Source organism: Clostridioides sp. ES-S-0049-02 (assembly GCF_020658465.1).
In the GTDB taxonomy this organism is placed as follows: domain Bacteria; phylum Bacillota; class Clostridia; order Peptostreptococcales; family Peptostreptococcaceae; genus Clostridioides.
This window is the reverse complement of sequence record NZ_JACVWG010000001.1, coordinates 606,403-618,865: the sequence shown is the minus strand read 5'-3', so window position 1 is coordinate 618,865 and position 12,463 is coordinate 606,403. Positions and strand designations below refer to the sequence as shown.

Here is a 12,463-nt window from a genome sequence, read left to right as displayed (position 1 = left end):
TAAATTTTTAAGAAAACCACATAAAGTATTACAAATATCTGATTTTATTCATTTTTAAACAGTTTTATAGCATTTGTAGTCTTGATTTTTCTTTCAATAGCTTCATTTGAAAGTTCTTTTACTACCTGTGTATATACTAAATCAATAATAAAAAATTGTGCCAATTTAGAGGATATTGAACCAGTTTCCAATACAGTTTCCCCAGATACATAAGATAAGTGCACATCTGAAATATCCTTTAATTCAGAATTTTTATTTTCAGTAATAGATATAATTTTAGCATTATTAGCTCTCGCAAGTTTTACAGTTTTTATAATTTCTTCAGTTTCCCCAGAATGAGAAATTGCAACTATTAAATCTCCTTCTTCCATTATAGAAGACATCATTATCATAGTATGACTACTATCAAAACTTACACAATTAAGCCCAATTCTCATAAACTTATAGTTTGAATCTTGTGCTATTATACCTGAATATCCAATACCAATAAAGTAAACCTTTTTAGCATTTATTATAAGTCTTGCACAGTCATGAACATCTACACTATTGATTATCTCAACAGTATTCTCTAAAGTAGTTATATTTGAGTTTAAAAGTTTCTTGGCTGTATCTAAAGCTGGCTCATCATTTTGTATATTCTTATTTATAATATTTTTTTTATTACTACTTGATATTTCTTGCGCTAAAGTAACTTTAAAGTCTTGCAACCCATTAAACTTCATTTTTTTAACAAATCTAGTTATAGTTGCTTCACCAATATTACTCTCTTTAGCAATTTGTGATATTGGTTTATAAAATACATCCTCTATATTTTCCTTTATATAAGCTATCAATAATTTATCTGACTTTGTAACTTTAAAAGTTGGTGATTCCAATTGTTCTAAAATACTCATTAAAAAACCTTCTATTCTCTATATTTTGTTTAAAAAATTATACAATGCCCCAAGCATACCTGCATCATTTTGTCTCTTTGCAAATTCTACATTAGTATTTTTATAAACTCTTTCTATAAGAATCTCCTTTAATGCTCTATCTATTTTAGGTTTTAGAAATTCTTCTTGTGCCATTATTCCACCACCTAAAATTACAACTTCAGGATTTATTACATAACATATATTTGCAATACCAATTGCTAATGATTTTATCATATTATCCAATTCTTTTAAACAATCTTCGTCATTATTCTTTGCTAAATCAAAAATTATTTTCCCATTTAGGTCATTTTCATCCATATTTTTTATTTTTGCTAATTTTTTTACCAAACTACTAGTTGATGCTAGTTCTTGGAAAGTACTTCCATTCATATTCATATATCCTACTTCACCAGCACTATTACTAAATCCATTTATAAGCTTATTATTTATTATAACACAACCACCAATACCAGTACCTATTGTCATACATATAGAAGAAGTTGCTCCCTTACCTGCTCCAAGCCACATTTCACCAAGGCCAGCACAATTAACATCATTTTCAACTTCACATTTTATATTAAATTCTTTTTCTATCTCTTTCTTTAATTCCATACCTTTATAGTTTGGAATTAATTCTTCTAACGCAAATACTATCCTACCTTCAATTGGGTCAACCATACCTGCAGTTGATATACATATCCCATCAATATTGTTTTCTTTCATATATTTTTTAACTATTTTCTTTATTTTGGATAATATTCCTGGTCCACCTTTTTCTTTTGCTTCAGTATCTAAACTTGATTTATCGATTATTAACCCATTTTCTTTAATAAATCCATATTTTATTGAAGTACCTCCAATATCTATACAAACGTAATTTTTCATAACATATCTCCATACAAATTATTTTTATAACCAATATTACTAATTAAAATTTTATATTACATGAATTTTTTATTTATTTTTTCCAACTCACAGATATATTTTCTCGCTTCTGATAAATCTATGGTATCCTTTAATATAATTTTTTTCTCAGTTATATGATATTTATAAATATTCTTACATAAATCTTCTCCCAACATATTAAGACCTTCTTGACTATAATGTACATCATCAATAGTTAGACCTTGGTCATGAAATTTCATAGCAATTTTGCTTCCTATGCTTAATATGTCACATTCATTACAAGCAAATTCTTGTGCTGCTGCAATTCGTCTTGTTCTAACAAAATATTCATCTTCTCCAAGCCAATAACCAGTTAAACTAACAAACATTTTATCAATGATACATTCTTCCTTTAGTCTATATGCAATTTTTTTTAGACTCTCTTTATAGTATAAAACATCACTACCATACTTTGCATCACTTTCACCTTGAATCCAAATAACATATTTATTTGTTATTTTATAATTCTTGCTTAAAGTATTACACCCTGCATTAAATTTTTCTATAGTGTCATTTAAAAACCAGTTATTATCATGATTCCAATTTTTTATTCTTGACCCATCCTTTGCATTGTGTATAAAACAAACTTTATTACCAGTAAGTCTATTCCACTCATTTGAAAATGCAGGTGCTATAGTACCATCTCCTTCAGAAGTCTCTAATTCACATCTCATGTTTATAATCTCGTTGCTACTTAAGTATTCAAAACAATTCTCATTTGGAATAACACTGTCTTTTGGATTTCCTAAGCCTCTCGCATTACTTTGTCCTATTAATAAAAATACATCTATTTTATCCATAAATTAACTCCTCTATACAATTCTAAACCTTTTAATATCTATTTAAACTTTCTTATAAAAAACTAAGGCTGAAAATAGTAATCTAACTAAAATTTACGAAATATCACTAATCGCTGAAAGTTAAATCACTATTTTCAGCCTTAGTAGTTATATAAATTTTCATTATCTAACCAAAACCTTAAAAATAGCTTTTTTTATATTTTCTTTTTCTGAAACTTTTATTGCTGTCATATGTGCATCTTCTGGATAACATACTAAGAAATCACCTTTTCTAAGTTCAACATAGCCATTGTTTTTCCCATCAAGAGGCAAAAAGTCACTATCTTCTTCATATGTCTTTTGCTCTAAATTTTCTATAAAATTCAAATCTATTCTTTCGCATCCATCTAGCATCAAGTGTACATCTATATATTTCTTATGAGCTTCCCAGAATCTTTCTTCTTTTTCACAAGTTTTATACTCAACAATATTTACAAAGATATCATCACCATCTATTGTATGAGTCCCTTTTTCGTAATCTATCAATGAATTTTCTTTAGCATATTCAAAACACTTAAGTAAGTCTTCGTGTAATGTTGAATATGTCTTACTATGATTTATACTTCCAAATATCATAATCACTATCTCCCTATATAATTTTAAGTATATTCTACTTTCAGGTTTTTTACATATACAGTTCTTTATACATTCTTATAGAGTAGCTAGATTATTTATATATCTAATCACTCTAATCTAGCCACTCTATAGGATAATTTCTTATTTAAATTCTATATTATTTTTCATAATAAACTGTAGTTTCAGCTTTTGGTAAAGATACTTTTGCTTTAACTTTAGATTCTATTGCACTAAATACTGTTCCTACTACTACAGAAGTAGTTATTGTTATTAGAGAATAAGCCCAAGAAGTTACTTCTGGCATTCTATATTTTAGATAAACAACTAAAATTGCTGATACTGCAAATCCAATATATGCTCCCATTTTAGTTGCTCTTTTACAAAACGCACCAAGTACAAATATTCCTGCTAAAACTCCTAGAACTAGCCCCATAAAACTATTGAACCATTCATATGCTGACTTTATTTCTCCATTTGCTAAGATTATTGCAACAACTATAGAAAGTATACCTACTCCTAATGATATATATTGTGCAACCTTAGTTTGTCTTTCCATACTCATATCTTTTGTTATAATAGTTTGTATATCTAAAGTCCAGCTTGTAGCAACTGAATTAAGCCCTGTTGATAAAGTTGACTGAGATGCTGCATATATTGCTGCAAGTAGTATTCCTGTTATACCTACTGGTAATTCATAAGCTATATATGATGCAAATACTTGGTCTTGTTGAACTGTTTGTGCTAAATCTGGGTTTTGAGTATAGTATATAAATAAACAAGTTCCAATTAGATAAAATACTGTTGCAAGTCCCATTGATAAAACACCATTTCCATATGTCATTTTGTTAAGTTGTTTTATATCAGTTGTTGTAGTAAATCTTTGAACTATATCTTGACTTGATACATATGATGAAAAAGTATTAAGACCAGCTCCAACAAATATTATAAATGCACTTGTAGATAGTATGTTTTTATCAAACATAACTTCATTTGTTGCTAAGAACTTATGCCCACTTGTAAGAGTATCCATCACTGTTCCAAATCCGCCATTTATACTTGATATTAAATAAAATAGCGTACCTGTAACACCTACTATTAGTACCATACCTTGTATAAAGTCAGTCCATAAAACAGCTTTTAATCCACCTGTATATGAATAAATTATTGCTATTACCCCCATAACTATTATTAACACATTTACAGGTATTCCTGTAAGACCTGCTAAAACTACTGATGGTAGATACATTATTATAGACATACGTCCTATTTGGTATATTATAAACATTAAAGCTCCAAGTACTCTAAGTCCTTTACTTTCATATCTCATTTCTAAGTATTCATATGCAGTATCTATCTCTAATCTACTGTATAAAGGTAAGAAGAATTTTATTGTTAAAGGTATAGCTATAAACATACCTAATTGTGCAAACCATAAAATCCATGTTCCACCATAAGAATTACCTGCTAGTGATAAAAATGATATTGGGCTTAATAATGTGGCAAATATTGATACTGATGTAACCCACCATGGAATAGTTCCATCACCTTTGAAGAACTCTTTTCCTTTCATTTCCTTCTTTGAAAATAACAATCCTGCAAATAAAACTGCCAATAAGTAAACTACTAGTATTGCAAAATCTATCCAAGTAAATCCTACCATTTGACCAATCCTCCCATACTAAAAGTATTTTTATTAAAAATACTTTCTGTATATTTCTTTCGCTCTTGATTTCATTTCATCAGTTGCTTCTTTCATAGGTTGTCTACAGTATCCAGCTTCAACGCCTTGTTCTTCAAGTAGTAATTTAATTGTTTGATATAGACCATTTCCTAATATATCTGTTATTAAATCATTTGTCACATGTTGTACTTCAAGTGCTTCTGATATTTTTTCACTCTTCGTTAGTTCAAATATTTGTCTAGCTCTGATACCGTTTACATTAAATGTAGAACCAATTGCCCCATCTACACCTAAAACTGTAGCTGGTAACATCATTTCATCAAATCCTGCAAATATTAATTTATTTGGGAATGTTTTTCTCATTCTTTCTAATAAGTAGAAATCTGCTGCTGTAAACTTAACACCTATTATTTTTTCATTTTCAAATAATTCTCCAAATTGATCTAAACTCATATCAACACCAGTTAAAAATGGTATAGAGTATATTATTAATCTATTGTCTACAGAATTTATTATTGTATTGTAATAATGTTTTATTTCTTCAAAATCGAATTTATAATAAAAAGGTGTAACAGCACTTATAGCATCATATCCTAAATCAGTTGTAAATTTAGCAAGCTCTACAGCTTCTTTTAAATTAACTGAACCAACTTGAGCTATTAACTTTATTTCTTCTTTTACTTCGTCCTTAGCTATTTCAAATATTTTTTTCTTTTCATCAGTTGAAAGCATGAAGTTTTCTCCTGTACTTCCTCCTACATAAAGACCATCTATTTTACAAACATCTATATTATGTCTAATTATTTGTCTTAACCCTTTTTCGTTTATATTTCCTTCCTTATCAAATGAAACTAATAATGCTGAATAAATTCCTTTCATATCTGTTGTTCTCATATCTTTACCTCCAATTTTAATTTTCAAATATAGTTAAATATAATTAATTTTTAATTTATAAATTAATTTTTTAATTAATTTCAATTGCTTTGACAAATTTTTCTGTTATCAATTGTGGTCTTGTTATTGCTGAACCTACAACTGATGAATGAACTCCAATTTCAAAGACTTTCTTTAAATCTTGAGGAGTATTTACTTTTCCTTCTGCTATTACAGGTATTTTTAAATCTTTAACCAATCTTTCCATCAATACAAAATCTGGACCATCTAAAATTTCTGTATATGGAGTGTATCCAGATAATGTAGTTGAAACGCAGTCTACACCGTATTCTTGCGCCTTAATAGCTTCATCATAATTTGAAATATCAGCCATTACTAAAACATTATTTTCTTTTATATAATTTATAATTTCTTTTAAATCTTCATTGTTTGGTCTAACTCTATTAGTAGCATCCAGTGCTATCATCTCACATCCTGTTGCTAAAAGCTCATCTACTTCTTTTTTAGTTGGTGTTATATATATATCTGAATCTTCGTAATTTCTCTTTATAATACCTATAACAGGAAGTCCAGTAACTTTTTTTATTTCAATAATATCATCAACTCCTTGAGCTCTAATGCCAACTGCTCCGCCTTCTTGAGCAGCTTTAGCCATTCTACCCATTATAAAAGAACTGTGAAGAGGCTCATTTTCTAAAGCTTGGCATGATACTATTAGTCTTCCCTTTACCTTATCTAGCATTTTTTCGATTACCTCATTTCTGAAATTTATTTTCTTAATTTATGTATTAATAATAACATGAAAACTTTTTCTTTGCAATATTTTTTCATATTTTTTTATTAATTCTATTTTTTTATAGATTTATTCCAAGTATTTCCTTATATTTCACAGTTTTAAGAAAATTTATTTCATTTTTTTGGTTTTTATTTTCATTCCTATATAGATACAAATGATTTCAATAAAAAAACCCATGTATATAATACATAGGTTCCCCAATATTACTCTAAATCCATAATAATTTTTCTACCACAACATGGACAAAACTCAGATTCCGAATCTACTTCACTTTCACAATAACCACAAACTATAAAATTATCGCAATCATTATCTAATTCAAATTTTTTACCACATTCAGCGCAATATTTGTCATTTATATTTCCAATATAGCCACATTCACAAGTTACATTGCTTTCTGCAATTTCCATATCATTAATTTCCATATTTTTTTCATAAATTATCTTATCAAGTTCTAATAACTCATCACAGAATTTATCAAAACACTCATCATCAATAGAATTTTCTCTAATTTTTTGATAAGTCAACATTCCCATTTCTAAAAAGATTTTACTCTTCTTTTCTTGAATATCATCAATTTCTCTATTTATCTTTGATTTTTCTTTATATAATTCAATCTTAAATTTTCCATTACCAAATCTTTTCTTAACCTTAGAAAATTTATCATCTACTGTCTTTTTATTATTTTCTTCCACAGAAGTTTCCTCCAATCATATTTAATCAGCTGAGTTTAGCTTATATCCTATTAAAGATATCACAAAACTGTATATAAATGAAATTATAATAGTTGAGAACAATTTAAATTGCATAACTAGAGTTGTTCCATAGCTAGTTGTATTAAAGAAGTTAATATTACTATCAAGTATAAAAGTACTAAATAGAGCCAACATACCCATTAAAAATGCATAATATATACTAAATATTATTACAGGTTTAATATTATCTGTATCATATTTAAATCTTAATTTATATCCATTTAATAAAATTATTAATGCAGACAAAGCCCCCATTGCATAAAACATTAATTTAGTATCTCCAAATAAAGAGGATGAGCCTAGGCTAAGCATTGAAACTGTTGAATTTATTATTGTTACCGAAATTCCATTTGCAAAAGCCCACATGTAACTAGCAATTTGTGGCAATACAGCAAATAAATCGATACCACTTGAATATCCACTCATATTCAATTCATTTAAATAACTACTATCAGATATAGTTAATATAAAAAGTATTGCTAACACTAAAGCATAACCTAATATGAATATTTTAATAGCATTTGAAAAAAGGGACATATACATATTTTCTTTTTCATAGCTTTTTCTATAATTAGTTATATATGTACATATAAATCCTAATACAAATCCATTTAAAAGTGCACTAAAAAATTCATAACTATACTCTAAAGCATATCCATACTCTAGCATACTATGTGAGCTAGTTTTAACATTAGTAAAAGTACATAAAATAGCTAAAATTAATCCATAGAAAATTCCCACTCCAAGAGAATTGGCTAATGTAGTTTTTGAATCCTTACATCTTTTTCTCATAAAAATTAAATTTGATATAATTAATCCTAAAACAGGAATTATAAGTAATATTAACAATCCTATATTTGCACTTATAAATCCAGAACCCATCATAGTAGACATAGATACGCTAATTTGACCTAGATTAAGGGCTAACATTATATGTGCTGGATTTATCATGTAACTGATATCATTAAATTGAATAGTAATTATAGCCTTAAATATTAACGAAATAACAAGCAATATGAATATAGTTGAAAAAGTCGTTAAAAATATCCCTCTTGTATTTGCGTGATATGAGAGTTCTTTTATTTTAGATTTTAAGTCAAGTTTTGTTTCGCTCGATTTTAATGATACTATTTCATAAAGTTCATTTCCACAAAATTTACAGTAATTATCTTTAGGATTATTTTCTTTGTTGCAACTAGAACAAAGTTTATCTTCTTTAGTTTCAAGTGTAAGGTTATTATTTTTTATTTTTCTAGTTGGCTTACCTGTTTTTTTAGAATAGTTACTATATGAATAATTCATATTATCTATTTTTTTTTCATCCATTTTTTCCCTCCAAGTTTTACCATTGTCAATTATCAAATATAACTATATCATATAAAACTTAATTATACCTTAATTGGATATATTTATCTATTTTATTTGTCTTGTATTAGTATTTCATTATAATTGTCTAATATTCTAAAATAAATAACTTACTAATCTTAATTATAATAAAATACTAATACAAAATTTTATTTAATCTTAACTAATAAATACTATCTATTGTAAATTTAGATTGTTACATATAACATATTTTGCTATAATTAAGTTATAAACAAAGTATTCCGAGTATCTAAGAAAAGAAGAGGAATACTTATTTTTATGTTTTATTTTTAATGGAGGCTTATATGAACTTAGAAAATTTAAAAAAATTCTTTGGATTCCCTCTAGATAAAAAATACAAAGAAAATGTTGAACGAGAACTTTGCAATTATCTTTATCATACAGGCAAAATTATTTGTATCATAATAATAATATCTCAACTAATTATGATGATATCAATATCAGCTAGAGATGGTGGTCCTTTTGCCACCCCAAGACGTCAATGGTATTTTTGTATGTATATAATACTATTTTGTATCTCTTTAATTTTTATGCTTGTTTTTTCTTATCTTTGGAATAAAAAAAAGGAACATTGTACTTATTATATAAACTTGTGGGTGATTTATGTAACATTTTTCTGCTTATGGGGTTGTGTAATTACTTTGCTTGACCAGTTAGGCGGAAATGATTTGAGTGTATTCAGTTATATAATGTTAACAGCTGCTGCTTTTTCAGTATTAAAATTAGGTCAATCAATAATAGTTTTTGGAGGATGTTTTTTATTTCTTAATCTACTCTTACCAGGAATTCAAACTGTATCAGGTAATGAGTTCAGTAATATTGTAAACACATTTTTTATAACATCACTTGCTATTTTTATTTCTACAATGTTATATAGAAGTCGTGTATTTACTTATTATGATAAAATGCTAATCCATCAACAATATGAAGAAATCTCCCATATGAATAATTTATTAAATCTTAAGGTTATGACTGATGACCTAACTAAAATGAATAATCGTAGGTATTTAGAAGATGTTCTTCAAAAAAAATTAAAGACCCATACAAAGCAAGAACCTATAACAGGAATGATGATAGATATAGATTATTTTAAACAGTTTAATGACACTTACGGACATCAAAAGGGTGACTACTGTTTACAGAATATTGCTAAAGTAATTTTAGATTTTACAAATTCTGAAAATTCACATGCTATCCGTTATGGTGGTGAAGAATTTTTTATATGTCTTTTCAATTGTGATGAGGAGAATGCTAAACTTAAATCCGAATATTTACGTAAGATTATAGAGTATTGTAATTTTGAACGTGATGACGTTCCTTCAAAATGTGTGACTGTTAGCATCGGAGTTCATACAAAGAAAGTTGAAGAATTAATAACTTTAAATGAATTTATAAGTTATTGTGATAAAGCTTTATATATTGCAAAAGAACAAGGTCGTAATCGTGTTGAGTTTTATTAGGAGTATAGAAACAAAGTATTAATCCTTATATTTATATTTTCTTAATAATAAATTTATTTTGTTCAAAATATTTGTATAATATTATGTAAACCTATAAATTAGCTTTTAGATTCATAATTATTAAATCTATAAATTATACTTAAGTCTAACTTATAGATTTAATAATTTTATATATAATTAATTCATGTTTAAAATTAATTCACATTTCAATTTTAATGTCTATAGACTATCTTATACTACATTTAGACATGTATTTTAAAATTTCTTATAACTTAGTTTTCCATTTCCTTAATCAATGATACATTTTGTTTCTCTACAGAATTTAAAACATCTGTATCCGCTCCTATACTATAATCTGGCTGATACCATGACTTATTGCTAAAATAGCTTTTATAAGGTTCTTCTTTAAATACATATCCATATCTTGCAAATATTTCATTTCTTATATATGCTAACTCCTCTTTACTATAAAGTTCAAGTTCATCTTTAGTTAATACTCTAGAATCACTATCATATATAATATAATCATCATCATAACTTACTTCTTTATTTTTCAAATTAGAACTTGAACCTGAATCACTTTTAATACTCTTTTTATCAGTATTTTCACTATTTTCCTTGTTATTTATACTCTTGATAAATTTCTCCGCTTCTTCTTTGGAAATTTTATTAAGTGTACCACTTACATTATTAGCTTGTAATGAAATTTCATTACTATTAAACTTAGTTATAGTAAATTTTTCCTTTGATAAAGTATCTTTTCCTTTTAATACTATGCTATTACTATCTGAACTTTCTACTTCATATTTAACTGTATAATTGCTTTCTTCTTCACTTTTACTATAAAGTTTTATCTTATTTGGCTCTTCAAATTCAAATATATTATATTCATCAGCTTTCCAAAAACCATTTAAGTCTTTTGGTTCTAAATTTTTAGAGTAAATCAATTTATTTCCTAAATAAATCTCTGAATATTTTCCTACATTGTTTATTTCTATATTGTCTTTCTTAGTTTTTAAATTATAAAAATGTATTTCCTTATTTTTAGTGGAATATGCTATATTCTCTGAATTAAATGAATAGCCAACAACATCACTTGCTATCCTGTCTTTATCTAAAAATAACTCACCACTTGATTTAATATAAAGTAATTTTTCATCATTAATAATAGATACATTAGAATTTTCTTTCATATCATTGCCTATTTTTTCTTCTTCTTTATTATTTTTCTTAATATATACATCTCCATCAGAATTTGTAAATACAATTCCATCTTTAATAAAACTTACATAATTAATGTCTGATTTTATTTTATTAGACACCTCTTTACCTATTTCTTTCTCATATAATTCATCATCACTATTTATAAAATAAAATTTACTATCTCTATATTTATAAGACCTAACATCCGATGCTATTTTTTCACTAGCATTATTTTTGTACAAATATAATTCACCTTTCAAATCCTTATAATTATACTCACTTATATACATAATTTCTTCATCATTAGATTTTACCCCCCATAAATTTGATACATCTGAACTAATTTTGACCTTATCATTTTTATCTGTACTTTTTAAATATAGATTATCATCATTATTTATAAATATTACATCACCTTTATTATTTATAATATCAAAACTCTGTATATCAGTAGATATTTTTTCTTTATTTCCATCTTCTTTATATAGATATAACTCTTCATCTGTATTCATATAATATATGAATTTTCCATCTGTAGACATCCTATACAATACAACATCATTGGCTATTTTTTCTTTATCTTTTCCATCGTATTTTACATACAAGGATTTTTCTGATGATATATATGCTATAGTGTTTGAAGAAGGCATAAATTCATATGAATTAATTCCGTCAGAAGATAAATCTGATGCTATTTTTTCCTTTTCTTTTTTTAGATTATACTTATATAAATTATTTTCTTTATCTTGGATTAATATTGATTGTTCTCCATTTATATAATCTTTTTTAGTATATGTAGGTACATCTGATGCTATTTTTTCTTCATCCTTACCTTCTGTCTTTATGTATACATCTGTCATATCACCTGAGTTATTCTCATCATTTTTTAATAGTATAAGAGAATTATCTTTGTTTGCTTGCTTACCTTTAGAATCATTTTCTGAACTGCAACCTGTACATATAAGTGCCAAACTTAAAACTATAAACAACCCTTTCTTTAACATTATTACTCCC

Annotated in this window: 11 protein-coding genes; 1 reads left to right on the top strand and 10 read right to left on the bottom strand. The window is 26.4% G+C overall.

Annotated elements, in window-relative coordinates:
• Positions 1-44: 44 nt before the first annotated feature.
• The 9 genes from IC213_RS02805 to IC213_RS02765 form a co-directional block, all read right to left on the bottom strand.
• Entirely contained in the window at positions 45-893 is an 849-nt protein-coding gene (locus tag IC213_RS02805) for a MurR/RpiR family transcriptional regulator (protein ID WP_227482491.1), read from the bottom strand.
• An 18-nt stretch (positions 894-911) separates the two neighbouring features.
• Positions 912-1,799: an ROK family protein gene (locus IC213_RS02800; RefSeq protein ID WP_227862711.1), complete on the bottom strand. Its 888-nt coding sequence runs from the start codon at positions 1,797-1,799 to the stop codon at positions 912-914.
• 56 nt (positions 1,800-1,855) lie between these two features.
• Positions 1,856-2,659, bottom strand: a complete 804-nt coding sequence (locus tag IC213_RS02795; protein ID WP_227434922.1) for a sialate O-acetylesterase — start codon at positions 2,657-2,659, stop codon at positions 1,856-1,858.
• 162 nt (positions 2,660-2,821) lie between these two features.
• A complete protein-coding gene (locus IC213_RS02790) occupies positions 2,822-3,274 on the bottom strand; it encodes a YhcH/YjgK/YiaL family protein (protein ID WP_227434923.1) in 453 nt (150 codons plus the stop codon).
• Positions 3,275-3,431: 157 nt separating this feature from the next.
• Complete coding sequence (locus IC213_RS02785) at positions 3,432-4,934, bottom strand: sodium:solute symporter (protein WP_227434925.1); 1,503 nt, start codon at positions 4,932-4,934, stop codon at positions 3,432-3,434.
• 33 nt (positions 4,935-4,967) lie between these two features.
• Positions 4,968-5,849 (bottom strand): N-acetylneuraminate lyase, encoded by an 882-nt coding sequence (locus tag IC213_RS02780; RefSeq protein WP_413926681.1) that lies wholly within the window; start codon positions 5,847-5,849, stop codon positions 4,968-4,970.
• 70 nt (positions 5,850-5,919) lie between these two features.
• Entirely contained in the window at positions 5,920-6,591 is a 672-nt protein-coding gene (locus IC213_RS02775; protein ID WP_227835420.1) for an N-acetylmannosamine-6-phosphate 2-epimerase, read from the bottom strand.
• 257 nt (positions 6,592-6,848) lie between these two features.
• Positions 6,849-7,340, bottom strand: coding sequence for a zinc ribbon domain-containing protein (locus tag IC213_RS02770; protein WP_227434928.1), 492 nt, complete (start codon positions 7,338-7,340; stop codon positions 6,849-6,851).
• 21 nt (positions 7,341-7,361) lie between these two features.
• Complete coding sequence (locus IC213_RS02765; protein WP_227434929.1) at positions 7,362-8,726, bottom strand: hypothetical protein; 1,365 nt, start codon at positions 8,724-8,726, stop codon at positions 7,362-7,364.
• 344 nt (positions 8,727-9,070) lie between these two features.
• On the opposite strand from IC213_RS02765, the gene IC213_RS02760 reads away from it, so the two are divergent.
• Entirely contained in the window at positions 9,071-10,246 is a 1,176-nt protein-coding gene (locus tag IC213_RS02760) for a GGDEF domain-containing protein (protein WP_227862710.1), read from the top strand.
• A 272-nt stretch (positions 10,247-10,518) separates the two neighbouring features.
• Here the strand turns inward: IC213_RS02760 and IC213_RS02755 are convergent, their stop codons facing one another.
• Positions 10,519-12,453 carry a YARHG domain-containing protein gene (locus IC213_RS02755; protein WP_227862709.1) on the bottom strand — a complete coding sequence of 645 codons (1,935 nt, stop codon included), beginning with the start codon at positions 12,451-12,453 and terminating at the stop codon, positions 10,519-10,521.
• Positions 12,454-12,463: the final 10 nt, after the last annotated feature.

Bases quoted from the DNA above. Each gene is read 5' to 3' on its own strand.
- IC213_RS02760 (WP_227862710.1), top strand. From the start codon at position 9,071: ATGAACTTAGAAAATTTAAAAAAATTCTTTGGATTCCCTCTAGATAAA.
- IC213_RS02780 (WP_413926681.1), bottom strand. From the start codon at position 5,849: ATGAGAACAACAGATATGAAAGGAATTTATTCAGCATTATTAGTTTCA.
- IC213_RS02805 (WP_227482491.1), bottom strand. From the start codon at position 893: ATGAGTATTTTAGAACAATTGGAATCACCAACTTTTAAAGTTACAAAG.
- IC213_RS02795 (WP_227434922.1), bottom strand. From the start codon at position 2,659: ATGGATAAAATAGATGTATTTTTATTAATAGGACAAAGTAATGCGAGA.
- IC213_RS02775 (WP_227835420.1), bottom strand. From the start codon at position 6,591: ATGCTAGATAAGGTAAAGGGAAGACTAATAGTATCATGCCAAGCTTTA.
- IC213_RS02800 (WP_227862711.1), bottom strand. From the start codon at position 1,799: ATGAAAAATTACGTTTGTATAGATATTGGAGGTACTTCAATAAAATAT.
- IC213_RS02765 (WP_227434929.1), bottom strand. From the start codon at position 8,726: ATGGATGAAAAAAAAATAGATAATATGAATTATTCATATAGTAACTAT.
- IC213_RS02785 (WP_227434925.1), bottom strand. From the start codon at position 4,934: ATGGTAGGATTTACTTGGATAGATTTTGCAATACTAGTAGTTTACTTA.
- IC213_RS02790 (WP_227434923.1), bottom strand. From the start codon at position 3,274: ATGATATTTGGAAGTATAAATCATAGTAAGACATATTCAACATTACAC.
- IC213_RS02755 (WP_227862709.1), bottom strand. From the start codon at position 12,453: ATGTTAAAGAAAGGGTTGTTTATAGTTTTAAGTTTGGCACTTATATGT.